Raw genomic sequence first — 15,870 nt, 5'->3', positions numbered from 1 at the left:
AGAGCGAAGACAAAAGCGGGCCGCTTCGCTCGAAGCCGAGCATGGCTCGGCTCTACAGCAGCTGCCGCGCAACGCCCCCATGTAGTGCCGAGCCATGCTCGGCTGTACCCGGATTGCCGTCACCGCCTCAACGCATTGATCGCCAGCACCACCCAGCCGGCCATCATGCTGGTGCCACCGATCGGCGCCATCCGCGTCGGCCACTGCCACAGCGCCCCGCCCACCAGGCTGCCTGAAAACAACAGCACACCCAGCAGCAGCACGTACAGCGCCAGGTGTGCGATCGCCCCGTGCGCGCGCGGCCCGAGTGCCACCAGTACCGCACCATGCGCGAACGCGTACAGCGCCGCCATGTTCAGGTGCTGCTGCGCCAGCGGATCGGCCACGCCATGCGAGGCGTAGGCGGACAGGCCGATCGAGGCAGCGGCCAGCAGCGCCCCCAGGCAGGCGAGCAGGGACGGCTTACGTGCACGACGATCGAGATTGAACATGGGGGCTCCTTGCGCAGCGCCCCTTGCCGGGCGCCGGATCAAAAAAACGCGCCGCAATGAGCGGCGCGTTTTCGTGTCCAACACTACATGGGTCCGCCGAGGCTTACTTGACGGCCCAGTAGATGTCGTAGGTCGCTTCCGGGGTGAACGACTTGTCGATGCCGTCCTTCCAGGTTTCGTACGGGCGGTCGATGACTTCGTTGCCCGAAGTCACGGCCCAGGCACGCAGGCCGTTGCGGGCCACGTCCAGACCCGCCATGTGGCCGGTGTAGGCCGCATGCGCCGAACGGTGCGGAGCAACGTGCACGTACTTGACCGGAGCGCCGCCGTCGATCTTCACGGTCAGCTCGTCGGCAGCAGCACCTTCAGCACCCTTCTTCTTCACCGGCTGGGCGATGTCGAAGGCGTACTTCTCCTGGCCGAAGTCGGTGGTGATGATGCGGAACGGGCCGGCGGCTTCAAGGCCATTGGCCTCCATCACGCGCTTGATCCACTCCTGGTTGTCCTTGATGGACTTGGTGATGGTGTCCTGACCGCGGTCCACGTTGCCGGCGTTGACCACCAGCAGGTTCTCGGCCGGCACTTCAACGATGGCCAGGTCGGTCAGCGGGGCTTCCGGCGTGCGGTAGTCCACGTTCGGCACGGTTGCGAGCATGTTGGCGATGCGCGACAGGCCCAGCTTGATGTCGTCGCCGATCTGGCGGCTGACATAGAGGCCGGCGTAACGGCCGAACAGGTCGAAGCCGTACTTCACCGAGTAGTCCTGGGTGATCTTGACGTTGCGACCGCCCTTGCCGGTCGGCTCCAGGTTGAAGGTGGTGACCTTGTCGTGACCCTTGGTGGCGTCTTCGATGGCGATCACAACACGCTTGTTCTCTTCGGCTTCGGTGATCTTCCAGGAACCGGTGCCCAGGTCCTTGGAGGTGAAGTCGAGGGTGGCACCGGTACCGGAGGCCGGGCCGGACAGCTTCAGTTCAACGGCGGGATCGCGCAGTACCAGCGGGTTCCAGTCCTTGAAGCGGCGCAGGCTGCTGACCGTGTCGTACACGATCGTCATCTTGCGGTTGGTCTCGATGCTTTCGGTGATGTGACGCTCGCCCGGCAGACATACGCCAATGATGACGAACAGGCCAGCCACGATCCCCAAGGCGATCAGGAACTCGATAATACGGGTCATTCAGAGAGTCTCCGGGGCCGATCCCACGGCCGGGTTGATTGAAGCGAAGCGCCAATCCTAGCAGGCTTCGCGGGCATTGTTTATCGGGATTGGCGCACCGGTTTCCCTGCCGGCTGCGTATTTGTATGGACAAAGAATTCGAAGGGTAACGCATACCGCTACCCGGCAAGTAGGGGGCAACCTTGGCAGGAACCCGTAACTACGACCCAAGTCTTTGTACTTGAACGATTTTCTTCAGACCAGCTGGAGTTCGAACGCCTTCAGTACGGCACGCGTACGGTCGCGCACGCCCAGCTTGGACAGGATGTTGGACACGTGGTTCTTGATGGTCCCTTCGGCCACGCCGAGCGAATTGGCGATCTCCTTGTTGGAGAAGCCGCTGGCCATCAGCCGCAGGATCTCGGTCTCGCGGTCGGTCAGCGGGTCCGGGCGGTCCAGGCTGACGAACTCGTTTCGCATGTGCTCCAGGCCGGACAGCAGGCGCTGGGTCACCGCCGGCTGCACCAGCGAACCGCCGTCGGCCACGGTACGGATGGCACCGACCAGCTGCGCCAGGGTGACATCCTTGAGCAGGTAGCCCTTGGCACCGGCCTTGAGCCCGGCCAGCACCAGCTGGTCATCGTCGAACGTGGTGAGGATGATGGTCGGCGGCAGCTGTTCCTGCCGCGACAGCACCTGCAGTGCCTCCAGACCGGACATCACCGGCATGCGCATGTCCATCAGCACCACGTCGGGGCGCACCTGCGGTATCAGCTCGACCGCCTGCCGGCCGTCGCCGGCCTCGGCCACCACCTCGATGCCGTCGTCGAGCGCCAGCAGGGAGCGGATTCCCTGCCGCACCAGGGTTTGGTCGTCGACCAGGCAGACGCGAATCATCAACGCACTCCTTCAGGAACCTTGGTAAGGGCCGCCACCAGCACCGTTGCCGGCACCGTCGCCCGCAGCCGGAAGCCTTCTCCGGGACGGGTTTCGATCTGCAGCTGGCCACCACATTGTTGCAGGCGCTCGCGCATGCCGCGCAAGCCATTGCCTACATTGACCATATCCGCGCCGACGCCGTCGTCGCGGGCCTCCACCACCACCCGGTCGGGGGCTTCACGGTACACCTTGATCCACAGGTGGCGGGCGCCGGCGTGGCGCACCGCGTTGGTAATCATCTCCTGGGTACAGCGCAGCAGCACGTGGGCCCGCTGCGGGTCTTCCACGTTCAACGGATCCTCGATCTCCAGCTGGATATCCAGCGAGGGCACGTTCTCGGTCAGCGGGCGCAGCGCCGCGGCCAGATCGATCGCGCCGGTCTCGCGCAGCTGGCTGACCACCTCGCGCACATTGCCCAGCAGCAGCTTGGCCAGCGCGTGCGAGCGCTTCACGTGGTCCAGCGCCTGGCCCTCGGCCAGGTGGCCGGCGACCTCCAGGTTCAGGGTCAGCGCAGTCAGCTGGTGGCCCAGCAGGTCGTGCAGCTCGCGTGAAATGCGGGTGCGCTCGTTGACCCGCGCGCTCTCGGCCAGCAGGGCGCGGGTGGCACGCAGCTCCGAATTGAGCCGGCGCTGCTCGTCGCGGGCCTCGGTCTGCTGCCGTGCAACCAGGCTGGTCACGAAGATGAACATGGAGAAGCCGCCATACAGCAGCGACTGCATCACCGCTTCGAACAGCGGGAAGCGCAGCAGCAGGTAATAGACCGGCGCCACCGCCAGCTGGCTGACCAGCAGCCACAGCACCCCCAGCCGAACCGACAGCATCCACGGAATGACCCCGGCGGCGACCATCATCAGGATGCTGCCCAGGCCCGAACCGCTGAGGAAACTGACCCCCAGCGCCGAGACCGTCAGCAACAGCAGCAGGCCGCGGTCCAGCCAGCTGGTGTGGCTGTCGCTGCGCAGGATACGGGTCAACCAGTAGTAGGCCGTGCCGAAGGACAGGTAGGCGACGAACAACAGGATCGCCCAGCCGCCCATGTCACCGCGGCTGTGCAGGTTCTCGAACTGCGAGTACGCCAGGGGCAGGCCGACCATGACCCAGGTGAACAGGCCGGCCAGGCGGAGGACGCGGGTATGGCTGAGGACTCCCAACATGCCAGCACTCTACGGGCCGCGCCTGCGCACCGCACCCCACGGAAGTCATGCCTGCCCGGTCGCCTGTTCATGCCGCAGCCCACCCCGGGCATGCAATAATCGTGCGCAGGGTCCCTTGATGGACCAACCGCGTTACCCCACGGAGTCACAATGTCGATTGTCATCCGCGACGTGCGCGAGCACGAGCTCGATTCCGTCCTGGCTTTGAACAACAACGCTGGCCTGGCCATCCTTCCCCTGGATGCGACCCGCCTGCGCCTGTTCTATGAAACCGCTGAGTATTTCCGCGTCGCCGAGCGCGACGGCAACCTGGCCGGCTTCCTGATCGGCTTCGGCAGCGACAGCCAGCACGACAGCAGCAATTTCGCCTGGTTCAAGCAGCAGCTGGACACCCCGTTCTTCTATATCGACCGCATCGTGGTCGCCAGCCGCCGTCGTGGCGGTGGCGTCGGGCGTGCGTTCTACGCCGACGCGCAGAGCTTCGCCGAGCTGCGCTACCCGCAGATGACCTGCGAGGTCTTCCTCGACCATGGCGCCGATGCCGCCCTGCTCTTCCACGGCAGCTTCGGCTTCCGCGAGCTGGGCCAGAACACCATGCCGCAGGTCGATGTGCGCGCCAGCATGCTGGCCAAGGAACTGTGCAGCTACCCGTGGGTCCAGGAGACCTACGGCGACAAGCTGCCGGATGTGGCATGGACACGCGCCCGGCAGCTGCCGGCGCAGGCACAGCGGCCGACGGGGACCTGAGCGTGGCGGTGAATTTCGATTACGAACAGGCCGGTGAACTGAAGATCGGCCAGGTGGGCATCGCCAACCTGCGCATCCGTACCCTTGATGTCGAACGCCTCGTGCAGGAAATGCGCGAGCGCGTGACCCGCGCACCGAAGCTGTTCGGCCGCGCCGCGGTGATCCTCGACTTCGGCGGCCTGAGCCAGGTGCCGGACGTGGCCACCGCGCAGGCGCTGGTCGACGGCCTGCGCAGCGCCGGGGTGCTGCCGGTGGCGCTGGCCTACGGCACCAGCGCGGTCGACCTGCTCTCCCAGCAGCTCGGCCTGCCGCTGCTGGCCAAGTTCCGCGCGCAGTACGAGCGTGCCGAGGGCGAACCGGCCCCGCCGCCGCCCGCACCGGAACCGCGCCGGGCAGCCCGTGCCGAACCGAAGCCAGCCCCAGCGACGCCGGTGGCCAAGGTGGCCGACGCCGCTGCACCGCAGCCGGGCCGCATGCAGCTGGGCAACGTGCGTTCGGGCCAGCAGCTGTACGCGGAAAACTGCGACCTGACCGTGATGGCCACTGTCGGCGCCGGCGCCGAGGTCATCGCCGATGGCAGCATCCATATCTACGGCACCCTGCGTGGCCGCGCGCTGGCAGGGGCCCAGGGCAACACCGCGGCACGCATCTTCTGCCGTGATTTCCATGCGGAACTGGTGGCCATTGCCGGCCACTACAAGGTACTGGACGATGTTCCGGACAACCTGCGCGGCAAGGCCGTCCAGGTGTGGCTGGAACAGGACCAGATCAAGATCGCTGCGCTGGACTGACGCAGCACCAAACTCATGCAGAACCAGGAGAAGTCCTTTGGCTGAAATCATCGTAGTCACCTCCGGCAAGGGCGGCGTCGGCAAGACCACTTCCAGCGCGAGCCTGGCCTGCGGCCTGGCGCGGCGCGGCAAGAAGGTGGCGGTGATCGACTTCGACGTCGGCCTGCGCAACCTCGACCTGATCATGGGCTGCGAACGCCGCGTGGTGTACGACTTCGTCAACGTCGTGCACGGCGAAGCCACCCTCAAGCAGGCCCTGATCAAGGACAAGCGCTTCGACAACCTGTACGTGCTTGCGGCCTCGCAGACCCGCGACAAGGACGCACTGACCCAGGAAGGCGTGGGCAAGGTCCTGAAGGACCTGGCCGCCGACGGCTTCGACTACATCATCTGCGACTCCCCGGCCGGCATCGAGAAGGGCGCCTTCCTGGCGATGTACTTCGCCGACCGCGCGGTGGTGGTGGTGAACCCGGAAGTGTCGTCGGTGCGCGACTCCGACCGCATCATCGGCCTGCTCGATTCGAAGACCCACAAGGCCGAATCCGGCCAGGACGTGCCGGCCTTCCTGCTGCTGACCCGCTACACCCCGCTGCGCGTGGAAAGCGGCGAGATGCTGAGCATCGCCGACGTCGAGGAAGTCCTCGGCCTGAAGGCGATCGGCGTGATTCCGGAATCGGGCGACGTGCTCAACGCCTCCAACAAGGGCGAGCCGGTCATCCTGGATGTCGAATCCGCTGCCGGCCAGGCCTATGAAGACGCCGTCGCGCGCATCCTCGGCGAAGAACGCCCGATGCGCTTCACCAACGTCGAGAAGAAGGGCTTCTTCAGCAAGCTGTTCGGAGGGTAAGCATGGGCCTGTTTGATTTCCTCAAAGCGAAGAAGACCACCGCCGAAACCGCCAAGAACCGCCTGCAGATCATCATCGCGCAGGAACGCAGCCACCGTGGTGGCCCGGACTACCTGCCGCTGCTGCAGCGCGAGCTGCTGGAAGTGATCAAGAAGTACGTGAACATCGACGTCGATGCGGTGAAGGTCGACCTGGTGAAGGATGGCCAGCACGATGTGCTGGACATCTCCGTGGCGCTGCCGGAAGGCCCGGACAAACCCTGATCCCCTGCCCCGCCCGTGCCTGCATGGGCGGGGCTGCCTGACCCGCATGACCGATACGACAATCGCCGTGGACATCACCTGCGTGGGCGACATCGCCTTCGCCGATGCGCAGTGCCTGCTCGCCGCGCATGGCCTGCGGCTGCACCACGTGGCCGCCGGCGAGCCGATTCCCGGCAGCTACTGGGGCGAGCCCGAGGCGGGCATCATCGCCAGCAACGTCTACGTGCGCGATGACACGCCCGTGCACTCGATGCTGCATGAGGCCTGCCACCTGATCGTACTGCCGCCGGAGCGGCGGGCGCAGGTGCATACCGATGCCACCGACTCGGTGGCCGAGGAAGACGCGACCTGCTACCTGCAGATCGTGCTGGCCGGGCAGCTGCCCGGCGTCGGCAGCCAGCGGCTGATGGCCGACATGGATGCCTGGGGGTATACGTATCGGCTGGGATCTACGAAAGCGTGGTTCGAGCAGGACGCCGAAGACGCGAAGGCATGGTTGATCGAACGCGGGTTGCCAGTGGCGTGATTCACCGGGAACCGGGGTCAGATCCCTTTTGCGTCGCAAAAGGGATCTGACCCCATCACCCCGTCGCCGTATCAGCCCTGCCCGGCCAGTGCGCGCAGGGTGATGCCGACGATGTAGGCCAGGTAGGTGCCGGTGGCATAGCCCATCGTGCCCAGCAGCACGCCCACCGGCGCCAGGGCCGGATGGAACGCGGCCGCCACCACCGGCGCCGAGGCCGGGCCACCGATGTTCGACTGCGAACCGACGGCGAAATAGAAGAACGGCACCTTCAGCAGCTTGCCCAGGCACCACAGCAGCACGATGTGCACGGCAATCCAGATCAGGCCAAGCAGGAACAGCCACGGGCGATCCAGCAGCGCCAGCAGATCCATCTGCATGCCGATGCAGGCGATCAGGAAGTACAGCAGCAACGAACCCAGCCGCGATGCACCCGCCCCTTCCAGGTTGCGTGCGCGGGTGAAACTCAGGCTCAGGCCCAGCGTGGTCGACAGCACCACCACCCACACGAACGGCGCGTCCAGGCTGAACTGCGACGCCCAGCTGACGTTGGCCTTGAACCAGGCCGCCAGCGGCGCACCGATCGCATGCGACAGGCCGACGCCGCCGAAGGCCACCGCCACGATCAGCATCAGGTCGGTCAGGCTGGGAATGCGCTCGTGCTCGGCCTGGAAGCGCGCGATGCGCTCCTTCAGTTCATCGATGGCCGAGGTATCAGCGCCACTGCGTGCATCGATCTTCGCTGCACGTCCTGCCAGGAAGATCAGCGCGGCCATCCACACGTAACCGACGCCGACATCGACCACCGCGAACTGGCCAAAGGTGGTCGCGTTGACGTCGAACACTTCGCGCATCGCCAGCATGTTGGCACCACCACCGATCCAGCTGCCGGCCAGTGCCGCCATGCCGGCCCAGGTATCGCCGGCCACGGTGTCGGGATGGATCGCGCGCATCACCAGGAACGCCACCACCGCACCGAGCATGATGCTGGCCGAGGCGCCCAGGTACATCAGTACCAGCTTCGGGCCGAGCCGCAGGATGCCCTTGATATCCACTGCCAGGGTCAGCAGGATCAGCGCCGCCGGCAACAGGATGTCGCGCGCGATCGGGTTGTAGAGCTTGGTGTTCTGGCCGTCGATCAGGCCGACGGTGTTGTAGATGCCGGGAATCAGGTAGCACAGCAGCAGCGCTGGCACGAACGTATAGAAGCGCTTCCACAGCCCCTGCTCGCGCGAGGCGGTCCAGAACACGGCGCCAAGAGTGGCGGCGATCAAACCGAAGACGACGATGTCGTTCTGGATCAGGGCAGTCGAAGGCATGCAGGCGCTCTGGTAGAGCCGGCCGCTGGCCGGCTGCTGGTGGCGGCAGATCAGGAAGGTGTGCCGACCAACGGTCGGCACCCACCGGTAAAGCAGATGGTGAAACAGAAGCGCCGCCCCGGAGGGCGGCGCCGCAACCATCAGTTGCCGATGTGCTGCTTCAGCCAGGCATTGACGGTGTCATGCCACAGGATGCTGTTGTTCGGCTTCAGCACCCAGTGGTTTTCATCCGGGAAGTACAGGAACTTCGATTCGATGCCCTGGCGCTGGGCAGCGGTGAACGCGGCCAGGCCCTGCTCGACCGGGATGCGGAAGTCCTGCTGGCCGTGGATGACCAGGATCGGCTTCTTCCAGTCCGCCACGTGGTTGACCGGGTTGAACTTCTCGTAGTTCGCCGCCTTCTGGTACGGCGTACCGCCCTGCTCCCACTCGGTGAACCACAGTTCTTCGGTGGCGTAGCCCATCATGCGCTGGTCGAACACGCCGTCATGGTTGACCAGGCACTTGAACGGGCCGTTCCAGTTGCCGGCAATCCAGTTGACCATGAAGCCGCCGTAGCTGGCGCCCAGCGCACAGGCCTTGTCACCATTGAGGAAGGAATACTTCTTCAGCGCCGCATCCCAGCCCTTCTGCAGGTCTTCCAGCGGGCGGTCGCCCCAGTGCTGGCTGATCGCATCGGTGAACGCCTGGCCGTAGCCGGTGGAGCCGTGGAAGTCGATCATCACCACCGCATAGCCCTGGCCCGCGTAGGTCTGCGGATTCCAGCGGTAGCTCCAGCCATTGCCGAAGCTGCCCTGCGGGCCGCCGTGGATCAGGAACGCGACCGGGTACGACTTGCCTTCCTGGTAGTTGTGCGGCTTGACCACGTAGCCATGCACGGTGTCGTTGTTCCAGCCCTTGAACTCGAACTGTTCGTAGTCGCCGAAGCTGACATCCTTGAGCACCTCACCAGCGGCCGGGGTCAGCGCGCGCAGCTCGCCGATGGCTTCGCCCGCGGCCGGCAGCAAGCCAACCAGCACCTGGTCGTTGCTCTTCAGGCTGTTGCGGGTGATCGCCACGCTGTTGCCGGCCACATCGACCGAGGTCACGCTGCCGTCGCCGATCAGCTTGGTGGCCTTGCCGCTGGCCACGTCGATCTGGAACAGCGGGTGTTCGCCGAGGTCATCGGCCGTGGTGTAGATGCTGGCGCCGTCGGCGGACAGGGTGATGCCGCCAGCCGAACGATCCCACTGCGGGGCGATCTCGCGGGTCTTGCCACTGGCCAGGTCCATCGCCATCAGGCCGAAGCGGTCAGCCTCGAAGCCCGGGCGCTTCATCGCGCGGTAGAACAGGGTCTTGCCGTCGGCACTGAACACCGGGCCGGCATCCCAGGCCGGGTTGGAGGCGGTCAGGTTGACCGGCGCCTGCTTGCCCGCCGCGTCGAAGCGGTACAGGTCGAAGTTGGTCGACCACGGCTCCTGCTTGCCGGCCACGCGGATGCTGGCGACCACGCTGGCGCCATCCGGCGACCACGCGAAATCATCATTGCCGCCGAACGGCTTGGACGGGGCATCACCGTCGATGGTGGCGCTCAGCGCGGAAGCGCCCTTGACCGGACCGGCCTTGGCTGCCGGCAGCGGCGCGACGAACAGGGTGTTGCGGCGGCCGTCGTTCCAGGTATCCCAGTGGCGCACGAACAGCGAATCGAAGACCTTTCCACTGGCCTTGGCGCCCGCGACGTCCTTGAGCTTCTTCTCGGTGCAGGTCAGGTCCGAGGCACAGGCCTGGAACACGCCGGCGCTGAACAGCACGCGGTCGTCCTGCGGCGACACGTGGTAGCTGTCCACGTCGACCGGGAAGTCGGTCAGCTGGCGCGGGGCGCCGCCGCTGACCGGCTGCGCGTACAGCTGCTGGCTGCCGTTCCTGGCGCTGAGGAAATACACGGTCTGGCCATCGGCCGACAGCGAAGCGGAATTGACGTTCCAGCCGGCCGGGGTGATCTGCTTCGGCGGTGCTGCGTCGCGGGTACGCAGGTTGCGCGCGTACAGCGCGGTGGAGGCCTTCAGGTTGGCATCCACGCTGCGCTTGGCGAACACCACGGTGCCGCCGTCAGCGGTCAGTACCGGCGCGGAGACGCGGTCCATGGCCACCATGTCGCGGACTTCCAGGCCACGGGCAGCGGCGACGCTGGGCAGGGCGGCCAGCAGGCTCAGTGGCAGCAGGGCATGACGCAGTTTCATCGGGGTCTCCGCAGGACGGCAAAAAACCGATGGTAGGCCCGTGCGGCCGGGGCTGCCAAGGCCATCGGTCATGGCCGCCGGTGGGGCGCGGCCCCGCCGCCAGAAAAAGCAAACCGCGCCGTGGCGCGGTTTGTGGGGACACCGGGGTCGGATCCGATTCCGACGGAATCGGCTCTGACCCCAGACGCTGTCAACCCGGGGTCAGAGCCCTTCCCTGCGGGAAGGGATCCGACCCCAACCCTTACGCCATGGCGCGCTTGCCGGTGCGGTAGATCAGCCAGCCGACCAGGAACAGCACGGCCAGGCCGATCCACTGCGCGCCCGGCAGGTGGAACGGCACGGCCAGCACGTCGGCGCGACTGCTCACCACGATCGGAATCGCGATGGCGATGCCCATCAGCGCTTCGCCGGTGATCAGGCCGGCGGCGAACAGCACGCCCGGCTTGTGCACGCGGTCGCGGCCTTCTTCGTCATCGGCACGCACCTTGTGGAAGCGCTCGACCAGGTAGGCGATCAGGCCGCCGAGGAAAATCGGCACCATCAGTTCCAGCGGCAGGTAGATGCCGATGGCGGCGGCCAGCACCGGCACGCGGAAGCGGGCGTTGCGCGACTTCAGCCAGCTGTCGAACGCGATGATGGCGGCACCGACCACGGCACCGATGCCGATGAAGGTCCACGGCAGTTCACCACCGAACAGGCCCTTGGCCACCGAGGCCATCAGGTTGGCCTGCGGCGCGGCCAGCGCGTTCGGGTGCAGCTCCGACTTCACGCCGATGCCGTAGGCGGTGGCCAGCAGGTTCAGCACCGGGGCCATGATCAGCGCGCACGAGAACGCACCGATGCCCAGCATCAGCTGCTGCTTCCACGGGGTGGCACCGACGATGTAACCGGCCTTGAGGTCCTGCAGGTTGTCACCGCCGACCGCTGCAGCACAGCACACCACCGCGCCGATCATGATCGCGGCCACCGCGCCCAGCGGCGCGCCGAAGGCGCCGACCGGCTGCAGGCCATCCTTGCCCAGCAGCACCACCAGCACGGCCGAAGCGAACAGGATGGTGGAGATGGTGATGCCCGAAACCGGGTTGTTGGACGAGCCGATCAGGCCAGCCAGGTAGGCCGAGACCGAAACGAACAGGAAGCCGGCGACGATCATGATGAGGGTCATCGGGATGGACACGTGCCACTGGCCGACGATGGCCTGGTACAGGGCCAGCAGCGGCAGCACGAACACCACCAGGGCGACCAGCATCCACTTCATCGGCAGGTCGCGCTCGGTGTGCGCCAGCACCGGGCCACCGCTCTTGCGGGCGGCGGCAAAGCCGCTCTTGACGCCGTTGAGCAGCGACTTGCGCAGCGAGATCAGGGTCCAGATGCCACCGATCAGCATCGCACCGACGCCCAGGTAGCGCATCTTCGCGCCCCAGATGGCGAACGCGGCCTCGGTGGACGAGGCAGCGGCAACCGACGCGGCCAGCGCCGGGTCGGTGTTCATGAAGAACGCCTGGTAGATCGGAATGGCGATGTGCCAGGTCAGGATCGAGCCGGACACCACCACGATGCCGACGTTGAGGCCGACGATGTAGCCCACGCCCAGCAGTGCCGGCGACAGGTTGGTGCCGATGAAGGCGGTGACCTTGGAACTGCCGACGTAGGCCGAGGTGGCCCAGGCATCGGGAATCAGGCGCATGCCGCTTTCCGCGGCCAGCTTGACGAAGGCACCGATCACCGCCGACAGGCCGAGGATCTTCAGGCCCGGGCCCGGGTTCTCACCGGCCTTGAGCACTTCGGCCGCAGCCTTGCCTTCCGGGAACGGCAGCGGGTCTTCGACAATCATCGAACGGCGCAGCGGCACCGAGAACAGCACGCCCAACAGGCCACCGAGGCCGGCGATGCCCAGCACCCACCAGTACTTGAAGTCCGGCCAGTAGCCCATGATCACCAGCGCCGGGATGGTGAAGATCACACCGGCGGCGATCGATGAACCGGCCGAGGCGCCGGTCTGCACGATGTTGTTCTCGAGGATGGAGCCACCGCCCAGCAGGCGCAGCACGCCCATGGAAATCACCGCGGCGGGAATGGCGGTGGCGATGGTCAGGCCTGCGAACAGACCGAGGTAGGCGTTTGCGGCCGACAGCACCACCGCCAGCACGATGGCCAGGGCCACTGCGCGGAAGGTGAGCTGCTTGGGCGCAGCGTCGTGGTTCATGGAAGCCCCTGCTGGCAAAAAATCCCTGCCACGCTAGCGTTCAGGGCAGATCAAGTCCAGCGTGCCAAAGGATGGGGGCGTGTGCTGCGGCGCAATGGGCCGGTACGTGGACCGGCAATCGACCGACCCGGCAAAGTCCGGCTGGGCACGCCGTAAATGATATGTTATATCTTAATGATACCTTGTTGTTACTGCATCGCATGCCCCCTTCCCCCTCCCCCCGCCTGGCCTCCATCGACCAGCTGCGCGGCACCGTGATGCTGTTGATGCTGCTGGACCACGTGCGCGAGACCTTCTTCCTGCAGCACCAGGTGAGCGACCCGATGGACGCGGCGACGGTCTCCCCTGCGCTGTTCGCCTGCCGTCTGCTGGCCCACCTGTGCGCCCCCGTGTTCGTGCTGCTGACCGGGCTGTCGGCCTGGCTGTACGGCCAGCGCCAGGCGGATCCGCGCGGGGCCACAGCTGCGTTCCTGCTCAAGCGCGGGCTGTTCCTGGTGGTACTGGAACTGACCCTGGTGAATTTCGCCTGGACCTTCCAGCTGCCGCCGGAAACGCTGTACCTGCAGGTGATCTGGGCCATCGGGCTGAGCATGATCGCGCTGGCCGGGCTGCTTTGGCTGCCGCGCCCGGCCCTGCTGGTGCTGGCAATCGCGGTGGTGGCCGGGCACAACCTGTTCGACGGCTTACGGGTGCAAGGCAATGGCCTGCTGGCGCTATTGTGGAAAGTGCTGCACCAGCGCGACTGGATCGAGGCCGGCGCGCTGCGCCTGCGCACCTCCTACCCGGTACTGCCGTGGATCGGGGTGATTGCGCTGGGTTATCTGATGGGGCCCTGGTTCGGCCGCGCGCGCGCGCCGGAGCAGCGCCAGCGCTGGCTGCTGTGGGCAGGCGTCAGCGCGCTGGCCCTGTTCGCGCTGCTGCGGTTCGCCAACCAGTATGGGGATGCTCCCTGGTCGTACCAGACCACTACGCTGCGCACGTGGTTGAGCATCTTCAACGTCACCAAGTACCCGCCGTCATTGCAGTTCCTGTTGCTGACCCTGGGCGTGGGGCTGTTGCTGCTGCGCTTGTACGAATGGCCGCCCCTCGCGCGTGCGCTGCGCCCGCTGTCCGATATCGGCGCCGCGCCGATGTTCTTCTACCTGCTGCACCTGTACGTGCTGAAAGGGCTGTACCTGGCCGCGTTGGCGGCCTGGGGGCCGACCCATGGCGAACTGTATGCCCTGGATTCGGTCAGCGGCCTGCTGCTGGTGGCCTGTGCGCTGGCGGTGGTGCTGTACCCGCCGACGCGGGCCTTCGCGCGGTTCAAAGCGCGAAGGCGCGATGTGCCTTGGTTGCGATACCTGTGAGCGGTGCCCGCCGGGGGAGCGCCATCCCTGCATGGCGTGGATCCACCGGCGGCTGCCTGCCCAGGCCCAGAGGCCTATAATCGCGCCCTTTCCGCTGTCCCTGCCGTCGATGACCGTTGCCGCCTCTGCTTCCGACGACTTCCTGGGCCACCCCAAGGGCGTCTACGTCTGCTTCTTCACTGAAATGTGGGAGCGCTTCTCCTTCTACGGCATGAAGGCGCTGTTGCTGCTGTACCTGACCAAATACCACCTGTTCGGCGACAAGGCCGGCCTGGACCTGCTCGGTGCCTACGGTGGCCTGGTGTACTGCATCCCGGTGTTCGGCGGCATGCTGGCCGACCGCTGGCTGGGCATGCGCCGGGCAGTGCTGTTCGGCGGCATCCTGCTGGTACTCGGCCACCTCGGCATGGCCTTCGAGGGCCACGCCGCGTACCGGGTGAACGGCGAAGTGGTGCGCGACACCTCGGCGCTGGCGGTGACCTACCTGTCGCTGGCGCTGATCATCATGGGCGTCGGCTTCCTGAAGCCGAACATCTCCACCATTGTCGGCAAGCTGTACGCCAAGGACGACCCGCGTCGCGACTCGGGCTTTTCGCTGTTCTACGCCGGCATCAACCTCGGCGCGCTGTTCTCGTCCCTGGTGTGTGGCTTCCTCGGTGAGGCCTACGGCTGGAAGTACGGTTTCGGTGCGGCCGGCATCGGCATGCTGGCCGGCCTGGCGATGTTCCTGTGGGGCCAGAAGTACCTGCAGGGCCATGCCGAACCGCCGCAACCGGCGGCGCTGAAGCAGAAGGTGCTGGGCCTGCCACGCGAATGGCTCATCTATCTGTGCGCGGTGCTCGGCGTGCTGCCGGTGGCATGGCTGATGTGGGCCGCCGGCAACGGCGCATTCGCGCTGGGCGGTGAAATCAGCCTGGCGCTGATGCTGATGCTGGTGGTGTTGGGCGGCGTGCTGGTCTGGTTCGCCTGGTTCACCGGCACGAAATGCACGCCGGTGCAGCGCCAGCAGATGATCGCGCTGATGGTGCTGATCTTCATGGCGCTGGTGTTCTTCACGATGTACGAGCAGTCCTACGGCTCGTGGGTGACCTTCACCGACCGCCTGCTGACCAAGGACATCGTGCCCTCGCTGGTGATCACCGGCGGCACGCCGCTGCCGTGGTCGATCCTCTCGCTGCTGCTGGCACCGCTCGGCTTCGTGGTCAGCGCGCGCCTGTCCGAACGGCGCCCGGGCTCGGCCGCGCCGCGCACGTTCTTCGCCGCCATCGCCGTACTGATGCTGGTGCTGCTGGTGCGCGACTGCCTGGTGATTCCGCAGACCGCCGGCTCGCTGACCTACCTCGGCGGCCTGTTCCTGGTGCTGCTCGCTCCGGCCTTCGCCGCGCTGTGGACGTGGATGGACCGCCGCGGCTGGGAACCGGGCAAGCCGGTGAAGTCGGCCTGGGGCCTGGTGATCGGCGCGCTGTCGTTCGTGCCGCTGGCGCTGGCCGCACAGCAGGTGGGCGCTACCGGCGAGATGGCCAGCGTGTGGTGGCTGGTGCTGGCCTACTTCCTGCTGGCCAGCGGCGAGATGTGCCTCTCGCCGGTCGGCCTGTCGGCGGTGACCCAGCTGGCCGTGCCGCGGGTGATGAGCCTGATGATGGGCACTTGGTTCCTGGCCACCGCATTCTCGGAAACGCTGGCCGCGCTGTTCGGCAAGCTGGCCGCGATCGAGGTGCCGGAAGGCGAATCGCTGGACATGGTGGCTGCCGCCGGTGCCTACGCGCACCTGTTCTGGCTGCTGATGTGGATCGGCCTGGGTTGCGCGTTGGTGGCCTTCATCGCCGCGCCGCTGCTGAAGAAGATGATGCACGGGGTGAAGTAAGT

At 66.4% G+C, this 15,870-nt stretch carries 14 protein-coding genes; 7 read left to right on the top strand and 7 right to left on the bottom strand.

What is annotated here, in order from left to right:
- Positions 1–119 precede the first annotated feature (119 nt).
- The 4 genes from ACT6SE_RS04825 to ACT6SE_RS04810 all read right to left on the bottom strand — a co-directional run bounded on the left by ACT6SE_RS04825 (position 120) and on the right by ACT6SE_RS04810 (position 3,740).
- Positions 120–491: a DUF423 domain-containing protein gene (locus ACT6SE_RS04825; protein ID WP_046429504.1), complete on the bottom strand. Its 372-nt coding sequence runs from the start codon at positions 489–491 to the stop codon at positions 120–122.
- Between the two features lie 103 nt (positions 492–594).
- The gene (locus ACT6SE_RS04820) at positions 595–1,668 is read right to left on the bottom strand and encodes an SRPBCC family protein (protein ID WP_014646355.1); all 1,074 of its coding nucleotides are present in this window, start codon (positions 1,666–1,668) and stop codon (positions 595–597) included.
- Positions 1,669–1,902: 234 nt separating this feature from the next.
- Positions 1,903–2,544, bottom strand: coding sequence for a response regulator (locus ACT6SE_RS04815; protein ID WP_006424175.1), 642 nt, complete (start codon positions 2,542–2,544; stop codon positions 1,903–1,905).
- On the bottom strand, positions 2,544–3,740 hold the full coding sequence (locus ACT6SE_RS04810) for a sensor histidine kinase (RefSeq protein WP_014646354.1): 1,197 nt from the start codon (positions 3,738–3,740) through the stop codon (positions 2,544–2,546). Before ACT6SE_RS04810 ends, ACT6SE_RS04815 begins: the two co-directional genes overlap by 1 nt.
- Before the next feature lie 150 nt (positions 3,741–3,890).
- Between ACT6SE_RS04810 and ACT6SE_RS04805 the strand changes: the two genes are divergently transcribed.
- The 5 genes from ACT6SE_RS04805 to ACT6SE_RS04785 are packed head-to-tail and all read left to right on the top strand — an operon-like array spanning position 3,891 to position 6,914.
- A complete protein-coding gene (locus tag ACT6SE_RS04805) occupies positions 3,891–4,487 on the top strand; it encodes a GNAT family N-acetyltransferase (protein ID WP_046429499.1) in 597 nt (198 codons plus the stop codon).
- Complete coding sequence (gene minC / locus ACT6SE_RS04800; RefSeq protein ID WP_046429497.1) at positions 4,433–5,278, top strand: septum site-determining protein MinC; 846 nt, start codon at positions 4,433–4,435, stop codon at positions 5,276–5,278. Before ACT6SE_RS04805 ends, minC begins: the two co-directional genes overlap by 55 nt.
- 37 nt (positions 5,279–5,315) lie before the next feature.
- On the top strand, positions 5,316–6,125 hold the full coding sequence (gene minD, locus ACT6SE_RS04795) for a septum site-determining protein MinD (protein WP_005415682.1): 810 nt from the start codon (positions 5,316–5,318) through the stop codon (positions 6,123–6,125).
- 2 nt (positions 6,126–6,127) lie between these two features.
- Positions 6,128–6,388, top strand: coding sequence for a cell division topological specificity factor MinE (minE, locus tag ACT6SE_RS04790; protein ID WP_005408532.1), 261 nt, complete (start codon positions 6,128–6,130; stop codon positions 6,386–6,388).
- Positions 6,389–6,434: 46 nt separating this feature from the next.
- Positions 6,435–6,914, top strand: a complete 480-nt coding sequence (locus ACT6SE_RS04785; protein ID WP_046429494.1) for a hypothetical protein — start codon at positions 6,435–6,437, stop codon at positions 6,912–6,914.
- Between the two features lie 71 nt (positions 6,915–6,985).
- On the opposite strand, the gene ACT6SE_RS04780 is transcribed toward ACT6SE_RS04785, so the two are convergent.
- The 3 genes from ACT6SE_RS04780 to ACT6SE_RS04770 all read right to left on the bottom strand — a co-directional run bounded on the left by ACT6SE_RS04780 (position 6,986) and on the right by ACT6SE_RS04770 (position 12,655).
- Positions 6,986–8,230, bottom strand: a complete 1,245-nt coding sequence (locus tag ACT6SE_RS04780) for a DUF819 family protein (RefSeq protein WP_046429580.1) — start codon at positions 8,228–8,230, stop codon at positions 6,986–6,988.
- A gap of 140 nt (positions 8,231–8,370) precedes the next feature.
- Positions 8,371–10,449 (bottom strand): alpha/beta hydrolase family protein, encoded by a 2,079-nt coding sequence (locus ACT6SE_RS04775; protein WP_014646349.1) that lies wholly within the window; start codon positions 10,447–10,449, stop codon positions 8,371–8,373.
- A 241-nt stretch (positions 10,450–10,690) separates the two neighbouring features.
- A complete protein-coding gene (locus tag ACT6SE_RS04770; RefSeq protein WP_014646348.1) occupies positions 10,691–12,655 on the bottom strand; it encodes an OPT family oligopeptide transporter in 1,965 nt (654 codons plus the stop codon).
- A 200-nt stretch (positions 12,656–12,855) separates the two neighbouring features.
- On the opposite strand from ACT6SE_RS04770, the gene ACT6SE_RS04765 reads away from it, so the two are divergent.
- Together ACT6SE_RS04765 and ACT6SE_RS04760 are read left to right on the top strand one after the other, a co-directional pair.
- Positions 12,856–14,004 (top strand): DUF1624 domain-containing protein, encoded by a 1,149-nt coding sequence (locus tag ACT6SE_RS04765; RefSeq protein ID WP_046429492.1) that lies wholly within the window; start codon positions 12,856–12,858, stop codon positions 14,002–14,004.
- A 109-nt stretch (positions 14,005–14,113) separates the two neighbouring features.
- A complete protein-coding gene (locus ACT6SE_RS04760) occupies positions 14,114–15,868 on the top strand; it encodes a peptide MFS transporter (protein ID WP_046429489.1) in 1,755 nt (584 codons plus the stop codon).
- The last annotated feature ends 2 nt before the right edge of the window (positions 15,869–15,870 follow it).

This window comes from Stenotrophomonas sp. LC732, assembly GCF_052446685.1.
GTDB classification, from domain to species: Bacteria; Pseudomonadota; Gammaproteobacteria; order Xanthomonadales; family Xanthomonadaceae; genus Stenotrophomonas; species Stenotrophomonas muris.
The sequence above is the reverse complement of the archived record's forward strand: the minus strand, read 5'-3'. Positions and strand labels throughout refer to the sequence as shown.